24 protein-coding genes are annotated in these 24,395 nt (G+C 43.6%); all 24 read left to right on the top strand.

What is annotated here, in order from left to right; translation table 11 throughout:
• Positions 1-5 precede the first annotated feature (5 nt).
• The 24 genes from OB236_RS24710 to infB all read left to right on the top strand — a co-directional run bounded on the left by OB236_RS24710 (position 6) and on the right by infB (position 24,392).
• Positions 6-467: a chemotaxis protein CheW gene (locus OB236_RS24710; RefSeq protein ID WP_076232798.1), complete on the top strand. Its 462-nt coding sequence runs from the start codon at positions 6-8 to the stop codon at positions 465-467.
• Positions 468-471: 4 nt separating this feature from the next.
• A complete protein-coding gene (locus OB236_RS24715; protein ID WP_076232801.1) occupies positions 472-1,092 on the top strand; it encodes a chemotaxis protein CheC in 621 nt (206 codons plus the stop codon).
• On the top strand, positions 1,089-1,583 hold the full coding sequence (locus OB236_RS24720) for a chemotaxis protein CheD (protein WP_076232803.1): 495 nt from the start codon (positions 1,089-1,091) through the stop codon (positions 1,581-1,583). Before OB236_RS24715 ends, OB236_RS24720 begins: the two co-directional genes overlap by 4 nt.
• Positions 1,584-1,586: 3 nt before the next feature.
• Positions 1,587-2,000, top strand: coding sequence for a hypothetical protein (locus tag OB236_RS24725; RefSeq protein ID WP_262686332.1), 414 nt, complete (start codon positions 1,587-1,589; stop codon positions 1,998-2,000).
• An 18-nt stretch (positions 2,001-2,018) separates the two neighbouring features.
• Entirely contained in the window at positions 2,019-2,804 is a 786-nt protein-coding gene (locus OB236_RS24730; RefSeq protein ID WP_076232809.1) for a FliA/WhiG family RNA polymerase sigma factor, read from the top strand.
• A gap of 21 nt (positions 2,805-2,825) precedes the next feature.
• Positions 2,826-4,232 (top strand): FapA family protein, encoded by a 1,407-nt coding sequence (locus OB236_RS24735; RefSeq protein ID WP_262686333.1) that lies wholly within the window; start codon positions 2,826-2,828, stop codon positions 4,230-4,232.
• 31 nt (positions 4,233-4,263) lie between these two features.
• A complete protein-coding gene (locus OB236_RS24740; RefSeq protein WP_262686334.1) occupies positions 4,264-4,593 on the top strand; it encodes a hypothetical protein in 330 nt (109 codons plus the stop codon).
• 222 nt (positions 4,594-4,815) lie between these two features.
• Positions 4,816-5,379 carry a hypothetical protein gene (locus OB236_RS24745; protein ID WP_262686335.1) on the top strand — a complete coding sequence of 188 codons (564 nt, stop codon included), beginning with the start codon at positions 4,816-4,818 and terminating at the stop codon, positions 5,377-5,379.
• On the top strand, positions 5,369-5,884 hold the full coding sequence (locus tag OB236_RS24750) for a hypothetical protein (protein ID WP_262686336.1): 516 nt from the start codon (positions 5,369-5,371) through the stop codon (positions 5,882-5,884). The genes OB236_RS24745 and OB236_RS24750 overlap by 11 nt, the downstream gene beginning before the upstream one ends.
• Positions 5,885-6,115: 231 nt before the next feature.
• Positions 6,116-6,814: a 30S ribosomal protein S2 gene (gene rpsB, locus OB236_RS24755; protein WP_076232822.1), complete on the top strand. Its 699-nt coding sequence runs from the start codon at positions 6,116-6,118 to the stop codon at positions 6,812-6,814.
• Positions 6,815-6,910: 96 nt separating this feature from the next.
• Positions 6,911-7,561: a translation elongation factor Ts gene (tsf, locus tag OB236_RS24760; protein ID WP_076232825.1), complete on the top strand. Its 651-nt coding sequence runs from the start codon at positions 6,911-6,913 to the stop codon at positions 7,559-7,561.
• 95 nt (positions 7,562-7,656) lie between these two features.
• Entirely contained in the window at positions 7,657-8,382 is a 726-nt protein-coding gene (gene pyrH, locus OB236_RS24765) for a UMP kinase (RefSeq protein WP_076232828.1), read from the top strand.
• A gap of 4 nt (positions 8,383-8,386) precedes the next feature.
• Entirely contained in the window at positions 8,387-8,941 is a 555-nt protein-coding gene (gene frr, locus OB236_RS24770; protein ID WP_076232831.1) for a ribosome recycling factor, read from the top strand.
• A gap of 58 nt (positions 8,942-8,999) precedes the next feature.
• Positions 9,000-9,767 (top strand): isoprenyl transferase, encoded by a 768-nt coding sequence (locus OB236_RS24775; RefSeq protein ID WP_076232834.1) that lies wholly within the window; start codon positions 9,000-9,002, stop codon positions 9,765-9,767.
• Positions 9,768-9,787: 20 nt separating this feature from the next.
• The gene (locus tag OB236_RS24780) at positions 9,788-10,588 is read left to right on the top strand and encodes a phosphatidate cytidylyltransferase (RefSeq protein ID WP_262686337.1); all 801 of its coding nucleotides are present in this window, start codon (positions 9,788-9,790) and stop codon (positions 10,586-10,588) included.
• A gap of 19 nt (positions 10,589-10,607) precedes the next feature.
• Entirely contained in the window at positions 10,608-11,744 is a 1,137-nt protein-coding gene (locus OB236_RS24785) for a 1-deoxy-D-xylulose-5-phosphate reductoisomerase (RefSeq protein WP_262686338.1), read from the top strand.
• Positions 11,745-11,919: 175 nt separating this feature from the next.
• The gene (gene rseP, locus OB236_RS24790; RefSeq protein WP_240417577.1) at positions 11,920-13,173 is read left to right on the top strand and encodes an RIP metalloprotease RseP; all 1,254 of its coding nucleotides are present in this window, start codon (positions 11,920-11,922) and stop codon (positions 13,171-13,173) included.
• 106 nt (positions 13,174-13,279) lie between these two features.
• Positions 13,280-14,728 (top strand): proline--tRNA ligase, encoded by a 1,449-nt coding sequence (gene proS, locus OB236_RS24795; RefSeq protein ID WP_076232844.1) that lies wholly within the window; start codon positions 13,280-13,282, stop codon positions 14,726-14,728.
• Between the two features lie 74 nt (positions 14,729-14,802).
• Positions 14,803-19,110, top strand: coding sequence for a PolC-type DNA polymerase III (locus OB236_RS24800; protein WP_262686339.1), 4,308 nt, complete (start codon positions 14,803-14,805; stop codon positions 19,108-19,110).
• Positions 19,111-19,287: 177 nt separating this feature from the next.
• Positions 19,288-19,746, top strand: coding sequence for a ribosome maturation factor RimP (rimP, locus tag OB236_RS24805; protein ID WP_076232849.1), 459 nt, complete (start codon positions 19,288-19,290; stop codon positions 19,744-19,746).
• 46 nt (positions 19,747-19,792) lie between these two features.
• A complete protein-coding gene (gene nusA, locus OB236_RS24810) occupies positions 19,793-20,890 on the top strand; it encodes a transcription termination factor NusA (protein WP_076232852.1) in 1,098 nt (365 codons plus the stop codon).
• Positions 20,891-20,925: 35 nt separating this feature from the next.
• A complete protein-coding gene (rnpM, locus tag OB236_RS24815; protein ID WP_076232854.1) occupies positions 20,926-21,237 on the top strand; it encodes an RNase P modulator RnpM in 312 nt (103 codons plus the stop codon).
• Complete coding sequence (locus OB236_RS24820) at positions 21,230-21,556, top strand: YlxQ family RNA-binding protein (RefSeq protein ID WP_083689390.1); 327 nt, start codon at positions 21,230-21,232, stop codon at positions 21,554-21,556. The genes rnpM and OB236_RS24820 overlap by 8 nt, the downstream gene beginning before the upstream one ends.
• Positions 21,549-24,392 carry a translation initiation factor IF-2 gene (gene infB, locus OB236_RS24825; RefSeq protein WP_262686340.1) on the top strand — a complete coding sequence of 948 codons (2,844 nt, stop codon included), beginning with the start codon at positions 21,549-21,551 and terminating at the stop codon, positions 24,390-24,392. Before OB236_RS24820 ends, infB begins: the two co-directional genes overlap by 8 nt.
• The last annotated feature ends 3 nt before the right edge of the window (positions 24,393-24,395 follow it).

The following is a 24,395-nucleotide window of genomic DNA, read 5'->3' on the forward strand; positions in this document are numbered from 1 at the left end:
GGAATATGGGCGAAGAAATGAAGGTTATCGTTTTTGCTTTGGCACACGAGGAATATGGAGTAGAAGTGGAAAAAGTTCGAACAATCGAGCGGATGCAGCCGATGACACGTGTTCCAAGAACGCCAGAGTTCGTTAAAGGCGTTATTAATTTGCGCGGTGTCGTTACTCCTATTATTGATCTGCGTGGAAGATTCGGTTTTGCAGAAAGCGACTATACAGACAATACTCGCATTATTATCGTTTCTGTGAAAGAAATGGAAGTTGGTTTAATTGTAGATTCAGCGAATGATGTTACGGATATCAACACGGATAACATTGATGATCCTCCAGAAGTGGTAGGCGGAATCAAAGCTAAATATTTACAAGGGATCGCAAAGATTGGGGATTCGCGTCTTTTGGTGCTTTTGAATTTAGAAGAAGTTCTGAACAAAAGCGAAATTATTCAATTAGAAAACCAAGAGGAGTAACCGTGTGGAATCATTTAATGGGTTTGCCGATTTTCAATTGGATGTTCTCAAGGAAGTAGGTAATATTGGAGCTGGTCATGCGGCCACCGCACTATCCAGACTTTTGGATAAACCGGTTGATATGCTTGTGCCCAAGGTTCGTATGGTAGAGTTTGAAGAAATTGCTGACAGCGTTGGTGGGGCTGAACGGGTTGTGATCGCCATCTTCCTTCGAGTTGAAGGGGAAACACCCGGAAATCTATTTTTTATATTATCTCTCGAATCTGCAAAAAAATTATTGCGAAATTTGGTAGGGATTGAGGTAGTTGATGACGAACATTATACAGATATGGAGCTTTCTGCCTTAAGTGAGATTGGTAATATACTTGCAGGTTCATATTTGTCTTCATTGGCTGATTTTACGCAGTTGTACATGTCACCAACCGTCCCGGCACTCGCAATTGACATGGCCGGGGCCATTCTAAGCTACGGTCTTATTCAATTCGGTCAAATGGGAGATCATGCTTTGTTAATTGATACCAAGTTTTTGGATGGGAATGACGAGATTGAAGGACACTTTTTCCTGATCCCGGATCCCGAATCTTTTAACAAAATTTTTATTGCCTTGGGAGTACAAGGTCCATGATTCCAGACAATTTTATTAAGGTAGGCATGGCTGATCTCAATGTTACGCATTTGACCGGGGTGCTAAAGACAACAGGATTAGGTTCATGTGTAGGTATTACACTGTATGACCCCAAGGCGTTGGTTGCTGGAATGGCGCATGTCATGCTGCCAACCTCAGATATTGCAAGGGAAGGCAATTTAAATGTTGCCAAGTATGCGGACACCGCAATTCCAGAAATGATTGAGAAAATGCTGAAATTAGGTGCAGTTCTCAGAAGAATGGAAGCTAAAATGGCGGGTGGGGCACAAATGTTCGCCTTTGCAGGCAACTCTGACACGATGAGAATCGGTCCGAGAAATGTCGAATCATGCAAAATCATGTTGACCAAGTATTCGATTCCGCTAAAGTCGGAGGATACGGGTTCCAATTACGGGAGAACAGTTGAATTTAACTGTGAAACAGGTATCCTGTTAATCCGCAGCGTTCAACAAGGAGTGAAGGAACTGTAGACTATGATAGGAACTATTCGTTGGAATTTACTATTAGGTGCCGTATCTTTTGTCGTTACACTGTCAACCTCCTTAATTAATAATATTTGGAGTACTGCACTCATTCGAAGCTGTTATAGTTTTGTTCTTTTATTTCTTCTCGTTTTTCTCGTACGTTGGATTCTGGGTACATTCGCAGGAATTGATAAAATAATCGATACCGACGTAGCAGAAGATGACAGTAAAGGTACTACACTTGATTTGACTACACCAGACGAAGAAGAATCTTTGAATCAGATGGTAAAGGGTTCAAGGGATCCTCATGCATCTGAGGGTGAGAACGGATTCGCGCCTTTGAATCCTCCGAAGCTTACGAGTAAAGTCAATTTGGAAACCGGAGATATGGTTCAAGCGCTGCGTCAGATGTCCGAAGAATAAAGGTGGTGGCAACGGTTCATGATTCAACAAAAGTCGCATTTGACCAACATGGATGTTTGGAAGCAATGGAAAGAATTCGGCTTACTTGAAGCAAAACAGTCGCTCATCGAAACTTATTTACCTCTGGTTGAATATGTTTCGAACCGTTTAGCTATCGGTTTACCCAAAAATGTATCGAGAGACGATCTATCGAGTTTTGGCGTTATGGGACTTATCGATGCTATCGAAAAATTTGATTATCTTCGTGGTCTGCAATTTGAAACTTACGCTTCCTGGCGTATACGAGGGGCTATCATCGATGGCTTGCGTCAGGGGGATTGGGTTCCAAGATCAGTAAGAGAAAAATCAAAAAAGATTGAAGAAGCGTATCAGAAGCTTGAGCAGCAATATTTAAGATCTGTTACAGATGATGAAATAAGCGATTATTTGCAAGTAAGTGAACATGATTTCCGCCAAATGGTACAAGAGATCGCGATTACAACAGTTTGTTCCATTGATGATCCTATTCGTGAAGAAGATTCTGAGACTCGGTTGTCTTTGTTGATAGATGAAAAAGCCAAGAATCCTGAATATAAAGTTAACGAATTTTATTTAAAAGAAACGTTAGCCAAAGCGATTGAAAGATTAACCGATAAAGAAAGAACGGTTGTATCCTTATTTTATTTTGAAGAACTGTCATTAAGTGAAATTGCAGAAGTCATGAGTTTATCACCTTCACGTATTTCACAACTACACTCCAAAGCGATATTGCGACTTCGTGGTTCGCTTGGAAGGCATAAATCACAGTTGTTTGAAGACTCTTGAAACTGGAAAGTGGGGGGAATAATGAGCGAGCAGGCTGTTCCGCTTAGTTTTTATATGGAGATTACTTTATCCGAAGATAAGCTTAACGCCTATTTACAGTTTAAAAATAGTGATGAAAAACTAAGCTTTAGTATGGCACAGTTAGAGGAAGTTTTGGAATCATATAAAATTACCCACGGAGTCAATCGCAGTAAATTAAGTGAGATCGTAAGGGCTCCCCAATCATTTTTTCTAAGTAAAACACTCATTGCAACCGGTACTGCACCTGTCAAAGGCGTGGACGGCAGCATCAACTTTCTATATGACTTGAGCAATGATGCCAAACGGCCCGTGGAAATGCAGGATGGAAAAGTTGATTTTAAGGAAGTAACATCCATTAATAATGTTAGAAAAGGTCAATTAATCGCTGAGCGCATTCCTTCTACGCCTGGCACACCAGGCCAGGCTGTAACGGGGGAGCTTATCAATACGAAGGATGGTAAGGAAGCAAGAATCAAAGTAGGAAAAAATGTGGTTTTGGATCCTACCCAGAACTCCTTATATGCAGCGATAGATGGCATGGTTGCCAAAACGGATCGTGATAAAATCAATGTATTTCCGGTTTACGAAGTTAACGGAGATGTAGATTACAATGTTGGCAATATCGATTTTGTCGGTACTGTCGTCATCAGAGGAAGCGTTCTCTCAGGATTTAGAATAAAAGCTTCAGGTGATATTCGAATTACCGGCAGTGTGGAAGGTGCAGATTTAGAAGCGGATGGCTCGATTGAAATCAGTGCGGGCATTTTGGGTCACAACAAAGGTGTAATTCGTGCTGGCAAACATGTCAAGAGTGCATTTATACAGGACGCAACCGTTTATGCGGAAGAGGTTATTGTCAGTTTGAGCATTATGCATTCCAATGTACATGCCATCCATAGCGTGGCTTGTAAAGGTTCGAAAGGACTCATTGTTGGTGGAGTTATTCAGGCCGGTGAGTCAGTGATGGTGCGTACCGTTGGGAATTCGATGTCCACAGTAACCGTAATTGAGGTGGGTGTACTGCCGGAGATGCGCAATGAATTGGTACAGCTAAGAACTCAGCTGCGCTCTATTAACGATAACCTGGAGAAGACGGATAAGGCTCTGGCCATGCTGGATCAATTGGCAGCAATAGGTCAATTAGGGCCCGATAAAGTATCGATGCGCATCAAGCTTAATCATACCAAAAAACAGTTTACTGAAGAACGTATTACGTCCAGAGAACGTATTTTCGAAATTGAAAAATCATTAGAGGATTCTGAAAAAGCGAAGGTCGATGTGGCATCTACGATTTACAGCGGTTCCAAGATCGTGATAGGCCGTTATACGAAATTTGTTAAGGATGCGGTATCTCATGTCAGATTTCAGCTGGCAGATGGGGATATCGCGGCTATTCCATTAGTTTAGTAGTAGATGTCGCTGAGGGGGGCTGGATAGTATGAGTTTAAGGCCGGTAGAGCTGCAATTCGCATTGCACAAAAACGAGGAAGTTGGTCTCAAGCAGAATCAACTGAATAACAAGCCGCAACAGGATCAAACCTTACTTGCGGGTGCTGCCGCCAAGCAAACGGAAAAGGAACGTCATGTAACTGGAAAAGCAGATGACGTCAATCAGTCCTCCATACGCGACCAAGAAAAGGAAAACTCAAAGCAGAACAAGAACAAGCCAAGAGCAAAAAGCAGTTCCACTGAAAACGATGGGGAGAAGCCGTCGACGGAGAGGCGAGTTCATCCTTTTAAAGGGAAGCATATTGATTTATCCTTGTAAAGGTTGTTCAAAAAGTCCCCATTTGATCACGAAGTTTCACAGAAAGCTTATTCGGCATCGAATCTTGCATTCAGGCTCGAAGTGCGGTACTTATTTAGGCTTTGCCTAAACTCCGTCCCTCCTCCTTTACCTTCTTGCAACCTTCTCAGTGCTGAAATGTCGACTTTGGAACTCGCACTTGTAATCAGGGGAAATGATAGATTTCGGAAAAAGGTGAATCAAGTGGATCAACCCTGGGTTTATATTGTATTATTTGGACTCGTGTTCATTATTTATGCAAAAATCATTCCGAGAACAAGCGCAACAAAAGGTCAGGCCAATCCGACCCTTCATGAAATTGAAGAGGCAATGGAGCATTTTACAGCAGAGCTAGATGAGCAAAACAAAGCCTTGATACAGCTGCTAGCCGAAACGAAAAGAGATTACGAAGTACAAACAGCCAAGCTAACCTCACGTCTCGAAATTGTTGAGAAACAATCGGCACTCACTAACCAAGAGCTCAACAAGCTTGGTTTTGCATATGAGGAGCTTCAGAAAAAGGCTGCGCATCAACCAGAGAAGGTTCCAGTGGTCGAGCTGCAGAACACAAGGGTTGAAGAGAAGATTGTCGATGTTGAAGACCTGCCTGTTGCAATGAACTTGAAATCTCGCTATGAGGAGCTGTTTTCCTTATTTGAACAGGGGAAATCGGTAGAGTATATTGCCAAAAAGCTTAATATGAATAAAGGAGAGATCAATTTGATCTTTCAGTTGGCGAAGCAGGAGGAAAAACTCAATGCTCACTAACAAATCTCTTTTATACGGTCTAGGCATTGGTTTAATTATAGGTGCCTCCTTGCTCCAGCTGATGAACGTTGCCAAACCATCGGCAGTCAAAACGGATTTAATTAAAGGCGCAACGATAAGTGAGATGGATCGTGTTCAATTGAAGGAAGCAGCATCCAAATACTTTCAGGTTTTTGACAACGATCAGAAGATGTTGAGCCAGACACAGGTGGATGCTCTTGTGCTGCAGAAGGTGAAAGAGGAGAAGGACAAGCAGCCCGCAGAACAGCCGCCTGCGCCTGTGAAGGAAGTCGTCAAGGAAACCTACATTTTTGTGTCCAGTGGTCTGAATGCAGGCAATGTGGGCGATTTATTAGTGACCAGCGGTGTCATTACAGACCGTAAAGCATTTGAGGATATGATGTACCAGCAACAATTAAATGAGAAGATTGTATCCGGCGTTCATGTTTTCAAAGGTCCAATGGAGCTTGCGCGTGTGGTTTCAAATATAACAACTCGTCCATAAGCCAAGCCTGTTAATAGGTTTGGTTTTTTGTATGCACGAAAAATATATTTATATCATAGGAATAATAACAATGACTGTTGCATACCCATTTCAGTTGTGGTATAGTTATTGACGGTGTTAAAACGCACGCTGGTCAATTCGCATAAGGGTGCTTCCCGGTGGGAAGTTTTATGTCGAAGATGCGACTATAGCGGAGGAGACCCAAAACCAATTTAGAGGAGGTGTGTGAAGATGGCAGTAATCTCCATGAAACAGCTATTAGAAGCTGGAGTACACTTCGGTCACCAGACTCGTCGTTGGAATCCGAAAATGGATCGTTACATCTTCACTGAAAGAAACGGGATTTACATTATCGATTTACAAAAAACGGTGAAAAAGGTTGAGGAAGCTTATAACTTCGTTAAATCAGTAGCCGACCAAAACGGTACAATCTTGTTCGTAGGAACAAAAAAACAAGCGCAAGATTCAGTTGCGGAAGAAGCAGCTCGCTGCGGTATGTTCTACATAAACCAACGTTGGTTGGGTGGAACATTGACAAACTTCCAAACGATTCAAAAGCGTATTGATCGTTTGAAACAATTGGAAAGATGGGAAGAAGACGGTACTTTTGAAGTTCTTCCTAAGAAAGAAGTTATCATCCTTCGTAAAGAAAAAGATCGCTTGGAGAAATTCCTTGGCGGTATCAAGAATATGAAGGGCCTTCCAAGTGCATTGTTCATCATCGATCCTCGTAAAGAGCGTATCGCGGTTGCAGAAGCTCGCAAGCTGGGTATTCCAATCGTAGGTATCGTAGATACAAACTGCGATCCAGATGAAATCGATTATGTCATTCCTGGTAATGACGATGCAATCCGTGCGGTTAAGCTGTTAACAGCTAAAATTGCCGATGCAGTGGTTGAAGCACATCAAGGCGAACAAACTACAGCTTAAATAGTGAATAGAAAGGGGTGGTTAAAAGGTGCAAAATCCTTTCACCGCCCCTTTTTTAAGGACCAAGGTTCAACATATATGAAGGAGGCCAAGTTCATGGCAGTTAATGCAGCATCAGTAAAGGAATTACGTGCAAGTACAGGAGCAGGTATGCTCGATTGTAAAAATGCGTTGGAAGAAGCAAACGGTGATTTGACAAAAGCGGCGGAGCTTCTGCGTGAAAAAGGATTGTCTGCAGCAGCTAACAAAGCAGGACGTATTGCTACAGAGGGTGTTGTTGAATCTTATATCCATGCTGGTGGTCGTATCGGCGTATTGGTTGAAGTTAACTGTGAGACCGATTTTGTTGCCAAAACAGATCAGTTCAAAGACTTTGTTAGAGATGTAGCTATGCAAATTGCTGCTGCTAACCCGTTGTATGTTCGTCGTGAAGAAGTGCCGCAGGAAGCTCTTGACAAAGAACGCGAAATCCTGACGAATCAAGCATTGAACGAAGGCAAACCGGCTAACATCGTTGAAAAAATGGTTGATGGTCGTATTGGCAAATACTACGAAGAATATTGCTTGATGGAACAAACGTTCATCAAAGACCCTGACAAAAAAATCAGCCAATTGATCAACGAAAAAGTATCCAAAATTGGTGAAAACATCACGATCCGCCGCTTTGTACGTTTTGAACTAGGTGAAGGCTTAGAGAAGAAAACAGAAAACTTCGCAGAAGAAGTTATGGCTCAAGTCAAGAAATAAATTCATAGTCCATGATCAGATAGCGGGAACACTTTGTGTTCCTCTTTTTTAAACATAAACATCAATAGCTGCTTTTTCGAACAGGGGGGATAAGCTTGGAACGTCCTATTTACAAACGGGTTATTCTGAAGTTGAGCGGAGAAGCTTTGGCAGGACAGCAAGGATTTGGTATTGATTCTGAGACGATTTCCTCAATAGCTCAGCAGGTTAAACAAGTGGTTGAATTAAACGTTGAAGTCGCAATCGTTGTGGGCGGCGGCAATATATGGAGAGGCATAGCTGGAAGTGAAAAAGGAATCGACAGAGCTACAGCCGACTATATGGGAATGCTGGCAACAGTCATGAATTCATTGGCCCTTCAAGATGCGCTTGAAACCATTGATGTTCCAACTCGTGTACAATCCTCTATTAACATGCAGCAGGTAGCTGAGCCTTACATACGTCGAAGAGCCATTCGACATCTGGAAAAAGGTAGAGTAGTCATTTTCGCGGCAGGGACAGGCAATCCATTCTTCTCAACGGATACGACAGCGGCACTGAGAGCTGCGGAGATTGAAGCTGAAGTGATACTCATGGCCAAAAATAAAGTGGATGGTGTATATTCGGCAGATCCTTTCAAAGACCCAAGCGCAATCAAATATGAAACGCTTACGTATTTGGAAGTTTTAAATAAAAATTTAGGCGTTATGGATTCAACAGCTTCATCACTTTGCATGGATAATAATCTTCCATTAATCGTATTTTCGATTACGGAAAGTGGTAATATTAAACGTGTGGTACTGGGAGAAAAAATTGGAACGATTGTAAAAGGGAGTGTCTAACGATATGCCTCAATCGATAAAGAAAAATGCAGAGGATCGCATGGAGAAGGCCATTGGTTCTCTAAAGAAAGAGCTTTCCAGTTTACGTGCTGGAAGAGCTGTACCGGCGCTACTGGATCGTGTTCAGGTAGAGTATTACGGTGCCATGACACCTGTTAACCAATTGGCTAACATCAGTACACCTGATTCTCGTACACTGATGATTCAGCCTTGGGATAAGAGTTCGATGTCGGCCATTGAAAAAGCAATTATGAAATCGGATTTGGGGTTGACCCCATCGAACGATGGATCGATGATTCGTATTATGATTCCGGCGTTGACTTCAGAACGTAGATCAGAATTGGTGAAAATGACTCGTAAATTCGGTGAAGAAGCCAAGGTTGCGATCAGAAATGTTCGCCGCGATGCGAATGATGAAATCAAAAAGCTTGAGAAAAATGGTATATCTGAAGATGAATCACGTAAATATCAAGAAGATATCCAAAAATTCACCGATAAATACATTTCGGAAGTCGATAAGGTTCTTGTGGCTAAAGAAAAAGAGATTATGGAAGTATAATCATAGAGACCCCCTTGTAAGGGGGCTTTTAGTCTTTCCTTATTGGAGGAAGCAATAGATGATACCTTTCAAAAAATGGTTTGGAAGCAAGCCACTGAGCGCCGAGCAAATGGAACGGTTAGATGCCGATAATGTACCAAACCATGTGGCAGTTATCATGGACGGCAATGGCCGGTGGGCTCAGAAGCGCGGATTGCCGCGTGTTGCAGGGCATCACTCAGGTATGAAAAATGTGAAAAAGATAACGATGGCTGCGGACTCCATTGGCGTCAGTGTATTAACCTTATATGCGTTTTCTACGGAAAATTGGAAAAGGCCGAAAGAAGAAGTGGATTATTTGATGAAGCTTCCAATTGAGTTTTTTCCAAAGGAGATCGAAGAATTAATTGCTAATAATGTTCAAATTCGCATGACAGGCTGGCATGAGGGCTTGCCGGATTATACGTTAAAGGCAATTCAAGATGCGATAGAACAAACCAAGAACAACGATGGACTCATTTTGAATTTTGCATTAAATTACGGTAGTCGTAAGGAGATGCTATCTGGTGTGAAGCAAATTGCCGAGGATGTGCAATCCGGTAAGCTTCATGCGGATGAAATCGATGAATCTGTGTTTTCAAGGTATATGTTAACCCATCCACTTCCGGATCCTGACTTATTAATTCGCACGAGTGGTGAGCTGCGCATTAGCAATTTTATGTTGTGGCAATTGGCTTACTCTGAGCTGTGGTTCACTGAGTTGTGCTGGCCGGAATTTACCGAGCAGGATTTTTTTGAGGCTGTTCAAGAATATCAGCGGCGGGCCCGCAGATATGGCGGCCTGTAGCAGGCGACGGAGGTATAGACTTGAAGCAGCGAATTGTAACAGGAATCATAGCAGCGATTGTGTTCTTGACCCTTTTATACTTGGGCAGTTATTGGTTTACCGGTCTAATTGTCATTACCTCATTAGTCGGTTTTTATGAATATGTGAAAATGAACAAACTCAACCCCTTTTCCTTAACTTCATTTGTTGGATATTTGGGGGTTGGTTTATTATGCTTGCCCTGGACCTTAACAACCATTTCAGCTTTAAGCTCTTCTACAAATTTGATCTGGCTGTTTCTATTTGTTTTATTATGTATTACGGTACTTTCCAAAAACAAAGTGACCATTGATCATATATCTACCTTATTTTTGGGTGTCGTTTATATCGGTATTGGCTTTCACTATATGATAGAAACGAGAATGATTGAGCATAATGGGTTGTTTTGGACCTTGCTCATATTTTTCTGTATTTGGGCTACGGATTCAGGTGCATATTTTACCGGGTCTAAATTTGGTAAAACTCCGTTATGGCCAACGATCAGTCCGAAAAAATCTATAGAAGGCTCAATAGGCGGCATTATCATCTCGGTAGTGGTCGCTATTTGCTTCTCTCTATTGCATCCTGAATTACTATCGTGGAAGCAGGCAATTGTTATTGGAATGATCATTGCTGTTGTGGGTCAGATGGGAGATCTGATCCAATCTGCATATAAACGTATCAAAGGTATTAAGGATACAGGAACGATTTTACCAGGCCACGGCGGGGTTCTGGATCGTGTAGACAGCTGGTTGATTGTATTTCCGATGGTCCAGATCTTAGCTCTGCTGCCGCACGTATAAATTGTTATTGAGGTGAATCATGAAACATATTGCTATACTCGGTTCTACAGGGTCCATAGGCACGCAAACCCTGGATGTACTGGCACATTCTCCCGAGCTGTACAAGGTGGAAGGACTTGCGGGTGGACACAATTTGCCTTTATTACTTGAGCAAATCAAGCAGTTCAAGCCCAAAAAGGTATCAGTAGCCACCAAAAGCTTGGCGGATGAGCTAAAGCTCCATGTTTCAGCACAAACCTCTGTTTTCTACGGAGATGAAGGTTTAATGGAGATCGCCGCTGGGACGGATGCGGATTATGTAGTTACCGCATTGGTAGGCAGCCAAGGATTGCGTCCAACGCTTGCTGCGATAGAAGCAGGCAAGGACATCGGACTCGCCAACAAAGAAACCCTTGTAAGTGCTGGTCACTTGGTTACAGAGCTCGTGAAGAAGCGTGGGGTCAAGCTGCTTCCTATAGACAGTGAGCATTCTGCGATCTTTCAATGCTTGAACGGAGAATCAATACAGGACATTAACAAAATCATTTTAACAGCATCAGGCGGTTCGTTCAGAGACCGGACTCGCGAACAACTGAAAGGTGTTACAGTCGAACAAGCTCTTCAGCATCCGAACTGGTCGATGGGAGCCAAAATTACTATTGATTCGGCTACTATGGTTAACAAAGGGCTTGAGGTTATTGAGGCGCATTGGTTATTTGGATTGCCTTACTCACAAATTGAAGTGCTGATACATCCGGAAAGCATTATTCATTCCTGTGTTGAGTTTGTTGATAATAGCATTATCGCCCAGCTGGGAAATCCCGACATGCGTGTTCCTATACAGTATGCGCTTACGTATCCCCAGCGTTTATCAACCCCCTCTAAGCCTTTGAACTTAGCCCAGATCGGAAAGTTGAACTTCCGTGAAATGGATTATGTGAGATTTCCATGTTTGCAAATGGCTTTTGATAGTGGAAGAGCTGGAGGCACTGCTACCACAGTCTACAATGCAGCCAACGAAGTTGCAGTAGCCAGGTTTTTAAAGGGTGCTATTGATTTCTTGCAAATTGAGTGGACAATTGACAGCGTGCTGAATCAGCATGAGGTTGTGGCGAGTCCCAATCTGGAAGAAATTATGGCAGCTGACACCTGGGCAAGAGCTGCAGCAGAAAAATGAATGATTAATGATGTCTGTCCAATTCTGTAAGCATCATTCCACCAGCAGGATAATATGTTCATTACATGGAGCGGCTTGTATTTGTGTCGCAAAAAATGTTAATCTTAATCAAAAGATAAGCATAGCCATGGAACATAAACTTGACTAACCGATGCTTAAGGGAGGACGTTGCGAATTGGCTACGTTGCAAAATGCGTTTCAAATTGTGCTTTTATTTTTTGTCCTGGTTACGATTCATGAATGGGGACATTTTTATTTTGCCAAAAGAGCAGGCATCCTGGTAAGAGAATTTGCTATAGGCTTCGGACCGAAGATCCTCTCTTTCAAAAAGGATGAAACCAGATTTACGCTTCGCTTACTGCCAATTGGTGGCTTTGTACGTATGGCTGGAGAAGACCCGGAAATGGTTCAGATCAATCCAGGTCAGCGCATCTCGGTGGCGTTACAGGACGATCAGGTCAGCCACATTTACACGGGTGATTTTGACAAGCGTATGGATAGCTTGATTGGGGTTGTGGAAGAGATTGATTTGGAGCGTAAGCTTTTTGTCAGACTCGATTTGGATGGAGAGCAGCGTCAATTTGCCATTCATCCTCAAGCTTTACTCATCGTAAAGGGTAAAGAAACCCAGATTGCTCCACTCGACAGACAATTTGCCAGTAAAACAGTGACACAGCGCGCACTTTCGATTTTTGCTGGTCCCATGATGAACTTTATTCTTGCATTTATTTTGTTTGTGACTGTAGTTTTGATGGCAGGTGTGCCTGACAAGATCAAAATACGCAGCACAGAGCCAGGTACTCCCGCAGATAAAAGTGGGCTGATTGCTAATGACATTGTTCTTCAAATCAATGATGAGGTTATCGGAGCAGATGCCAACAAGCTGAAAAATTTAATTAAACAATCAGCCAATAAACCGATGCTTTGGATCATTGAGCGCAATGGTGAGCAGATACGCAAGGAGGTTACTCCGCAAGATAAAGACGGCGGTATCGTCGGAGTGACCCTGATGCCTGAAAATCGTAAAGCTACTGTCCTGGATGGCGTTAAAAGCGGCTGGAGCAGCTTCTCCATGGCTACTGTCTCCATACTGGACAGCTTCGGGAAACTGGCAACGCTGCAGTTCAAGATGGATGACCTGGGGGGACCCGTTCGTATCGTTGAATTTACAAGTGAGCAGGCTAGCGCAGGCTGGGCTCAATATATTTTCTGGACTGCTTTAATGAGTTTGTATCTCGGATTGTTCAACTTGCTTCCTTTTCCTGCTTTGGACGGCAGTCGTTTGGTATTCCTTGCTTTTGAGGCGGTACGAGGCAAACCCGTGGATCCAAGCCGTGAAAGCATCGTCCATTTCGTTGGATTTGCGATGCTGATGCTGTTAATGATAGCTGTTACTTATAATGATATACTGCGTTTGGTTAAGGGATAAGCAAGCTTTAAGTTAATGCTTACGAAGTAGCTTTGCTGAAGCAAAGTTTAAGTTAATGCTTACGAAGTAACTTTGCTAAAGCAAAGAGTTTTCAGGAGGATCACCCATGTCAAAAGAAAAGCAATTCGTAAAAGAGATCACTCCTCAAAGTGAGGATTTCTCCAGATGGTATTTGGATGTTATCAAAAAAGCAGATTTGATGAGCTATTCGCCGGTTCGTGGTTGTATCGTATTTAAACCTGATAGCTATGAAATCTGGGAAAATATTCAAAAAGAATTAGATGGCCGATTCAAGGAAACAGGTCATAGAAATGCCTATTTCCCATTGTTCATCCCTGAAAGCTTTTTCCAGAAGGAAAAAGATCATATCGAGGGTTTCAACCCTGAACTGCCATGGGTAACTGAGGCAGGTGGGGAGAAGCTGGAGGAACGGCTGGCTATTCGTCCAACTTCAGAAACGATGGTTGGCCATATGTATGCCGAATGGATTAACTCGTACCGCGACCTGCCGCTCTTGATCAATCAGTGGGCTAACGTAGTTCGTTGGGAGAAGAGAACCCAGCCGTTTTTACGGACGAGCGAGTTTTTGTGGCAGGAAGGCCATACCGCTCATGAGGACGAAGCTGATGCACGTCGTGAAACGATGCAGATGCTAGATATTTATAAAGATTTTGCTGAAAATTTCTTAGCGATTCCAGTTATCCTCGGTGCAAAGACACCTTCGGAACGATTTGCCGGTGCTGTAGACACCTTCTCCATAGAAGCGATGATGAAAGATGGCAAAGCGGTTCAGGCAGGAACTTCACATTATTTGGGTACTAAATTCGCTGTCGCTTTTGACATCAAATATTTGGACCGTGAGAATCAGCATCAATTTTGCCATACAACCTCTTGGGGTGTAAGTACACGCCTAATTGGAGCCTTGATTATGGTCCATGGAGATGACAGAGGATTGGTAATGCCTCCGAAGGTTGCACCAACCCAACTGATTATGATTCCTATTGGACCTCCAAAAACTAGAGAACCCGTCGTAGCCCGTGTGAATGAGCTGTTCCAGCAGCTGAAGAAAGCCGGAGTCCGCGTTAAAGTGGATGATCGTGCTGACCAAAGCCCTGGCTGGAAATTCAATGAATACGAAATGCGCGGCGTGCCGATTCGGCTTGAGCTCGGGCCTCGTGATATGGAAAATGGACAAGTTGTTCTCGTATCCAGAGTATCCGGCGAAAAGAAAATGGTTGCGCAGGAACATTTGGTAGAAGAAGTGCAAAACATGCTGGCAGAAATTCATCAGCAGATGTATGATAAAGCCAAGCAGTTCCGCGATGACAATTTCAGTTCAGTTGACACCTTGGATGAGTTTAAGGCATTTTTGGAAGAAAAGCGCGGCTTTGCATTAGCAGGCTGGTGCGGTTCTGCAGCATGCGAAGCACAAGTCAAGGAAGAAACGGGTGCAACGAGCCGTAACATTCCATTCGAACCTGCAGAGCACAAGGAAACTTGTTTTGTTTGTGGAGATAAAGCACAGCATACCGTCGTTTTTGGCAAAGCTTATTAATGTAAAGTGACAATAGGGCAAAGCGGAGAGCTACCAACTTCCTTTTGCCCTTTGTATGTTTTAGGAGGATGTTCATGAGCGAAACGGCAGAAAAAAGACAGCGATTTGAGATGCTGATGGAGCAAGCACGTGTACCTCAGGATGTAGTCGGATCTTTTTTTGTGGATGGGTATATCGATAAAGTAGAAACCAGTCATAAAAACAAGGAGTGGACACTTTATATCGGGAAAAGCAGCATCGTTCCCAGGGAAGTTTATGTTTCCTTTTGTAAATTAATTCGTGATAAATTTGCACACATTGCGGCCATTCGTTTTATTCTAAAATACACAGATCAAGTAACAGCGGAATCGATAGCCCACGAATATTGGTCCATGTTTGTTGAATGGGTTCAGCGAGAGGAAACGTCCGTTAACGGATGGATGAATAAGGCGCATATAGAAGTGCAGGGCAATGTGCTAACGTTAGTGATGCTCGATTCAATGGGGCTGGAGATGGCCAAGAAAAAAAATATCGGGCAGTGGGTTCAAACCTATTACCATACGTATTTTGGCGCTGAGTTCCAGGTTCGCTACAGTAAGAATGAGAAGCCTGAAGAAGAAATCAAGAAATTTGAGCAGCAGATTAAAGAAGAAAACAAAATGGTTACGGAAGAAATGATGACATCCATCGAAGCTGAACAGGAAGCGGATTCGCTGAATGCAGCAGAGATCAAGCTGATGGTTGGCTATGACATTAAGGATGCTCCAGTTCCTATTCAAATGGTGCAGGATGAGGAAAAGAAAGTAACACTGCAGGGCGCTGTCTTCGGGCTGGATTCCAAAGAGCTTAAAAACGGTATGACCTTGTTCACGTTTAATATAACGGATTTCACTGATTCCATGATGGTTAAAGCATTTGCCAAAAACAAAGAGGACGTTAAAATTTATAGTCTGATTCAAAATGGCACTTGGCTTAAACTGCGGGGCAAGGTGGAATATGACCGGTTTATGCAAACCCCTGAGCTGGTTTTGATGCCTAATGATATCAATGAGGTTATGGCGCCTCCGGATCGTAAGGATGATGCTGCAGAGAAGCGGGTCGAGTTTCATCTCCATACAACAATGAGTACAATGGACGGAATTACTTCCGTCGATCAGTACATAAAAACTGCCGCCAAATGGGGACATAAAGCAATTGCCATCACGGATCATGCCGGCATACAATGCTTCCCGGAAGCTGACAAAGCTGCCAAGAAAAATGGGATCAAAGTGATTTTTGGACTGGAAGCCAATGTGGTGGATGACGCGGTACCGATTGTAGTCAATCCACGTAACGAAGATTTGCGCGAAATCGAATATGTTATTTTTGATATAGAAACAACTGGTTTATCCATTATTAACAACAAAATCATAGAATTAGCCGGCGTTAAAATGAAGGATGGCAAGGAAGTTGACCGATTTGCCAGCTTCGTTAATCCACATGAAAAAATTCCTTATAACATACAGCAATTAACGAATATTACAGATGATATGGTTGTGGATGCCCCTGAGCTAGAAGAGGTACTGCCTAAATTTATCGATTTTATTGGGGATTGCGTGCTTGTCGCACATAACGCACGGTTTGATATGGGCTTTATTCATGCGAATTGTAAAAGGCTTGGTTTGGCGCCGGTAACGAATCCTTCGTTGGATACGTTGGAGCTGGCAAGATTGCTATTCCCGACGATGAAAAATCATCGCTTGAACACATTATCCGATAAGTTCAAGGTCGGTTTGGACAACCATCACCGAGCGATTGATGACTCGATAGCACTGGGTTATATTTTATTTCATTTGATCAAAGAAGCCGTTGAACGCGGGTTAATTAATATGCCGCAGCTTAATGATAATGTGGGTAAGAGCTTGAAAAACCAGAGACCGTTTCATTGCTGCATCTATGCGCAAAATGCGGTTGGCAAGAAAAACCTGTTTACTTTGGTCTCTCTCTCGCATACTGAATATTTTCAGAGAGTTGCCAGCATTCCACGAAGTAAACTTGTTGAATTGCGTGAAGGATTAATCATTGCTTCTGGCTGCGAAAAAGGCGAGTTTTTCGAAGCGGTGCTGAATAAGTCGATGGAAGAGGCCGAGCGTGTAGCCGAGTTTTATGATGTGCTTGAAATCCAGCCTATCGGCGTTAATATGCATTTGGTGGATAAAGGCTTGGTAGGCAGCAAGGAACATCTTGAGGATGCCAATCAGCGGGTATTACAAATCGGACGTAAGCTGGATAAGCTTGTTATCGCAACCGGTAATGTGCACTATTTACACCCAAGATTAAAAATATGTCGTGATATTGCAATTAATGGGATTACCGGATTCAGTCCATTGAAAGACATGAAAAAGCCGGAGGTCCACTTTCGGACGACCAAGGAAATGCTTGCTGAATTTCAATATTTGGGGGCAGAGACCGCACATGAGGTTGTAGTCAAAAACACAGCGGAGCTTGCTGATCGCTTTGAGGAAATAGAGCTTTTCCCAAGCAAACTATTTACACCGATTATCGAAGGTGCCGATGAAGAGATTCGTCAAAAATGCTACGATACGGCCAAACGCATATATGGAGACGATCTCCACGAGGTCATTACGGCAAGGCTTGAAAAAGAACTCATTCCAATTATTAAATATGGATTTTCTGCCAACTATCTTATTTCGGAGCGTCTCGTTAAAAAGTCTAATGAGGATGGATATCTGGTTGGATCACGGGGATCAGTAGGATCGTCAGTAGTGGCAACCTTTTTGGGAATATCCGAGGTTAATCCGTTACCACCTCATTATATATGTGGTTCTTGCAAGCATAGTGAATGGATTCTGGATGGAAGCTTGATGAGTGGATTTGATTTGCCGGACAAGAGCTGCCCAACCTGTGGTGAGAGATTGAAGGGTGAAGGTCAGGATATTCCATTTGAAACGTTTCTTGGCTTTAAGGGGGATAAGGTTCCCGATATCGATTTGAATTTCTCTGGTGAATATCAGTCAGTAGCCCATAATTATACGAAAGAATTGTTTGGCGAAAAGTGTGTATTTCGTGCAGGCACAATCGGTACGATAGCCGAAAAAACAGCATTTGGTTATGTGAAGAAGTTTGAAGAGGAGCAAGGTAAGAAATGGCGTGGTGCTGAAATTAACAGGCTTGCTTCGGGCTTTACAGGTGTAAAGCGCAGCACGGGGCAGCATCCAGGTGGTATCGTTGTTGTTCCTGATTATATGGATGTGAATGATGTGACACCTGTTCAGTTTCCAGCTGATGACACGAATGCCGAATGGAAAACGACCCATTTTGACTACCATGCATTTGAAAATAATTTACTGAAACTGGATATATTGGGTCATGATGACCCGACCATGATGCGGATGCTGCAGGACTTGACAGGTGTTGACCCGACGACTATTCCGATGAATGATCCGAAGGTTATGAGCATCTTTAATTCAACCAAATCGCTCGAAGTCTCACCAGAACAAATACGTACACCTGTTGCCACTTACGGCGTGCCGGAAATGGGTACCAAATTCGTGCGCCAGATGCTTCAGGAAACACAGCCGTCCACGTTTGCCGATTTACTACAAATTTCAGGACTATCCCACGGAACAGGGGTATGGCTCGGTAATGCGCAGGAGTTGATCCGCAAAGATACCTGCACGATTAAAACCGTTATTGGCTGTCGGGATGATATCATGCTTTATTTAATTTACAAGGCTGGTATGGATGCCGGACTGGCGTTCAAAATAACCGAGAGTGTGCGTAAAGGTAAGGGTCTAACCGCGGAGTGGAAGGAAGATATGAAGAAACATAAGGTACCTGGTTGGTATATCGAATCCTGTGAGCGAATTGAGTACATGTTCCCGAAAGCCCATGCGGCTGCCTATGTCATATCTGCTGTTCGTACTGCCTTCTTTAAGCTGTATTACCCGATAGCCTATTATGCGACTTATTTTACGGTCCGGGCTGAGGATTTTGAAGTTGAACTGCTGTGTCAGGGCTATGATGCTATATTACGCAGATTGATCGAGATCGAGGATAAAGGTTTTCAGGCTTTGCCTAAGGAGAAGGCCATGATTTCCATCCTGGAAATGGCTCTGGAAATGACGGCACGAGGCTTTTCCTTTAAAGGAATCGATTTGTTCAAATCAGATGCCACTAAATTTCTGGTCGATGGCGACTCACTAATCGTACCCTTCTCGGCACTTGGGGGAATCGGGGAAAATGCGGCCAAAAACATAGCGGCTTCCAAGAACGATGGACCTTTTCTGTCGATAGAGGATTTTCAGAATCGCAGTAAAGCATCCAAAACGATTATTGAACTGTTGAACTCCATGGGCTGCTTCCGCGGACTGCCGGAAACGAACCAATTGTCGCTTTTCTAAACAATGCGAATGGCAGCTGACTGCAGACCTCATTGCATAGATATGAGCCTTATGGTATAATCTTCTTTGGCAACAATGTTATAGATTCCGATCTTAGAGAGTGGGGAAACCCACTCTTTACATTTTGTTATAGACCTGAGAGCGTTCTGACTCTCGTTTACGATAGGAGGAAACGGATTGAGCGCACAAATAAAATCCGTAGTAGAATCACTAATGCAGGCGTTCATGGATGAAAATGGATTCGAACTGGTTGATGTAGAATACGTCAAGGAAGGCAGCAACTGGTTTCTGCGGTTGTATGCTGACAAAGAAGGCGGCATCGATATTGACGATTGCGGCCGGATTAGTGAATTCTTAAGTGAAAAATTAGATGAAAACGATCCGATTCCTACAGCCTACTTTCTGGAAGTTTCTTCACCCGGTGCTGAACGCCCCCTGAAAAAGGTGCAGGATTATTACAAAGCTGTAGGAGATCACGTATTTGTAACCACCTACGAATCTTTTGATGGATTGAAGGAATTCGAGGGAAAGCTGCTTTCATTTGACGAGCAAACGATTGAAATCGAATCGGGTAAAAAAAAGCATGCGATTCCCTTTAACAAAGTAGCCAGTGCCCGTTTGGCTATCGTTTTTTAGAAGCTACACAATTATATGGATTATTTGAGAGGGGGAACTCCATCCGATGAATATGGATTTTATTGATGCACTATCGGAAATCGAAAGGGAGAAGGGAATCGCCAAGGAAGTATTGATCGATGCAATCGAAGCGGCTCTGATTTCCAGCTACAAACGCAATTTTAATACCGCACAAAATGTCCGTGTTGACATTAATCGTCATACAGGATTGATCAAAGTTTACGCACGCAAAACCGTTGTGGATGATGTGCTCGATGTGAGATTGGAAATTTCGCTGGAAGCCGCCAGGGAAATCAGCCCAAACTATCAGTTGACGGACATTGTGGAAATCGAAGTCACACCTCGTGATTTCGGGCGTATTGCCGCACAAACTGCGAAGCAGGTTGTTACGCAGCGGATACGCGAAGCAGAGCGCGGACTTATCTATAATGCCTTTGTCGATAAAGAAGAGGACATTGTTACAGGAATTGTTCAGCGACAGGATTTACGCAATGTATATATCGATTTAGGCAAGATTGAAGCTGCTCTTCCTCTGACTGAATTGATGCCTACAGATAAATTCAAGCAGGGTGATCGGGTTAAAGCTTATATCACCAAGGTAGAGAATACGACCAAGGGACCGCAAATTATTTTATCCCGTACGCATCCTGGACTTCTAAAAAGATTATTCGAGTTGGAAGTTCCTGAAATTTTTGATGGTGTCGTTGAAATTCGTTCTGTCGCTCGCGAAGCTGGCTTTCGTTCCAAAATTGCGGTGCATTCCCGTAACGCGGAAGTGGATCCGGTGGGATCATGTGTGGGTCCTAAGGGAATTCGCGTACAGACGATTGTAAATGAGCTTAAAGGTGAAAAAATAGACATCGTTCGTTGGATGGAGCAGGTAGACGAATACGTCGCTAATGCGCTAAGTCCTTCGAAAGTTATTGAAGTCAATGTATTTGAAAATGAAAAAATGGCTCGGGTGATTGTACCTGATTACCAACTCTCCCTGGCTATCGGAATCAAAGGTCAAAATGCTCGCTTGGCTGCCAAATTGACAGGCTGGAAAATTGACATCAAGAGTGAGACTCAGGCCGAGCAGGAATATGGCCGTCAGAAAACCTACAGTGAAGAAATGCATCAGGATTCGATCAGTATTGATTAATAAGTGCAATTGGCATATATAGAGGGTGATATCGGATGAAGCCAAGAAAAATTCCTCTTCGCAAATGTGTAGCCTGCCAGGAAATGAAGGCGAAGAAAGAACTGATTCGCGTTGTAAAAACGCCGAGTGATGAATTACTGATCGATCTGAGCGGTAAAAAGGCGGGACGCGGGGCTTACCTGTGCGGCAAACAGTCGTGCTTTAAGCTGGCCAAAAAAAGCCGCGCATTAGACCGTGCGCTCAAGTCTCCGGTAAGTCCGGACATCTACGACGCTTTGGAGCAAGATTTCATCAAAGTCGAAGATGAGTTTATTGCTGGCAAGGAAACGTTGGTGGACGATGAATAACAAATTTTATAACAACCTGGGTATGGCCATGCGAGCAGGCAAAATTGTTACGGGTGAGGAGTCCGTTATTGATTCCGTACGTAAGGGTGAAGCTAAGCTTGTCATTGTTGCGGAAGACGCCGCAGTTAATACATGTAAAAAAGTAAGTGATAAATGTACGACCTTTGGAGTTCCGGTCATCCAGTTTGGAAGTCGGGAACGTTTGGGGGCGAGTATTGGAAAAGAATCAAGAGTCACTATTGCTGTTGCCGATGCGGGTTTTGCACGAATGCTAAAGAAAAGTCTGGAAAATCGTACGGAGGTGGACGGTATTGAATAAACAAGACAATAATAAAGATAAGCTTCGGGTATACGAATATGCCAAGTCTTTAAATATGAGCAGTAAAGAAATTATCACCATTTTAAAAAGACTGGATATACCCGTTAACAACCATATGAGCGTAATGGAGAATGATACAGTGAGCAGTGTAGAGAAGTTTTTCAAGGATGTAAAGGCGAACGCGGCAGCTAAGCGTACAAGCGATACAGGCAGCAGTTCAAGCAGTACGAATTCGGCACCCAAAGAGGCAGCTTCCATCAAGATGGAGTCTAAGCCAGCCCCAACCACGCAAGATCAGGCTGCGACTGTTAGTACCTCAAGCAGCAGTACTCCACAAGGACAGTCATCAACGTCAGCACCAACACCAACAACGACTTCCACAACAGGTAGTGGAGCACCGCGCAGACCTGATCAGGCTGGATCTAATCGCCCGTCACAGGATCAAAATCGTCGTCCACAGGGTCAAGGCTCACAAGGTGGAAGCAGCAGCTATAATCAACGTCCAAGCAGTGGAAGCAGTCAAGGCAGTAGCCAAGGCGGAGGCTATCAAAACCGCAGTTCACAGCCAGGCGGAAGCAGCTCCCAAGGTGGGTACCAAAACCGCAGCTCGCAGGCTGGTGGAAGCTCCCAAGGCGGAGGCTATCAGAACCGCAGCTCGCAAGGCAGCAGCAGCCAATCAGGTGGGCAAAGCCGTCCAGCAGGTAGTGGATATCAAGGTAATCGCAGCGGTTCCGCAGGCAGTACTGGCGGCAGCAGCCGTCCAGCTACAGGTACCAGCAGTGCAAGCAGCCGTCCAGGAGAGCAGCGCTCGCCACGCCCGGCAACTTCATCTGCAGATAGAAAACCATTTAGCTCTAGCGCTCCGAGTTCGTTCAATAAATCAGCAGGTGCTGGGCCTCAAAGACCGTCATTAGACAATGATGATAACAGAAACAAACCTGTCAAGAAAAATACGGCTGGTCCCAATAAACGTTTTGATGATGGCAGATCGGGTGGATCCAGAGGTCCACAAAATGGCCGCGGCAACAACAGGAACCAACAACGCGGTAAATTCCAAGAAGTGAAAAAAGAAAAAATTGACAATACACCGAAAAAGATTATCGTTCGCGGAACGATGACGGTTGGTGAAATGGCGAAATCGTTGCATAAGGATGCTTCCGAAGTTATCAAAAAGCTGTTATTCCTTGGAGTTATGGCTACCATCAATCAAGAGTTGGATCTGGATGCGATTCAATTGCTTGCAGGTGACTACAACGTTGAAGTCGAGCTGAAGATTCCAGTTGCGGAAGATCGGTTTGAAACTTTTGAAGAAATCGATGATGAAGCGGATCTGATCGAACGTCCTCCTGTAGTTACAATTATGGGACACGTTGACCACGGTAAAACAACATTGTTGGATGCAATTAGAAAAACAAGTGTCACCGAAGGAGAAGCTGGCGGTATTACCCAGCATATCGGAGCTTACCAGGTTGAGACTCATAATAAGAAAATTACGTTCCTGGATACACCAGGTCACGAAGCGTTTACTTCCATGCGTTCACGTGGTGCACAGGTAACAGATATTACCATCATTGTGGTTGCAGCAGACGATGGTGTTATGCCACAAACGATTGAGGCTATTGCACACGCAAAAGCAGCAAAAGTTCCGATTATCGTAGCCGTCAATAAGATTGATAAGCCAGATGCCGATCCTGAGAAAATCAAACAAGCATTGACCGAGTATGAGCTTGTACCGGAAGAATGGGGCGGAGACACCATTTTCTGCAACATTTCTGCCAAGCAGCGTATTGGTCTTGACAATTTGCTGGACACTATTCTGCTTGTAGCTGAAGTTCAAGAGCTCAAAGCTAACCCGAACAAGCGTGCCAGAGGAACGGTTATTGAGGCTGAGCTTGACAAAGGTAAAGGTCCTGTAGTTCGCGTATTGATACAGCACGGAACTCTGCGTGTTGGTGATAGCTTCGTAGCAGGCGTTAACTTTGGACGTGTACGGGCAATGGTTAACGACAAGGGCAAGAGACTCAAGGAAGCAGGCCCATCGACACCGGTAGAAATTACAGGTTTGACAGAGGTGCCGCAAGCGGGAGATCCGTTTATCTGCTTCGAGGATGAGCGTAAAGCAAGAATTATAGCAGAAAAACGTTCGGTTACATTAAGACAATCCGAAATGGGTGCCAATGTCCGCGTAACTTTGGATGATCTGTATAAGCATATTAAAGATGGTGAGATTAAAGATCTTAACGTTATCATTAAAGGTGATGTTCAAGGATCGGTTGAAGCTCTTAGAGGTTCACTTGCCAAAATTGAAATTGAGGGTGTTCGCGTCAAGATTCTTCATCATGGCGTAGGAGCGATTACGGAGTCTGATGTTATTTTGGCCTCTGCTTCCAATGCCATCGTGATTGGTTTTAACGTTCGTCCTGAGCCACAAGCCAAAAATACGGCAGAATCGGAAAAGGTTGACATCCGTCTGCACAGCATTATATACAAAATTATTGAGGAAATTGAGCATGCTATGAAAGGCAAGCTTGATCCCATCTTCAAAGAAGTCGTGCTTGGTCAAGCCGAAGTACGTCAAGTTATCAAAGTTACCAAAGTCGGTGTTATTGCGGGCTGCATGATCACATCCGGGAAAATTACTCGTAATGCAAAAATGCGTTTGATCCGTGGTGGTATCGTTGTTTTTGAAGGCAACATTGATTCGTTGAAACGCTTTAAGGATGATGTCAAGGAAGTTGCGCAGGGCTACGAGTGCGGTATATCCCTTGAAAAATTCAATGATATTAAGGAATTCGACATTATTGAAGCTTTCATCATGGAATCAGTCGAGAGGTGATCT

Source organism: Paenibacillus baimaensis (genome assembly GCF_025567575.1).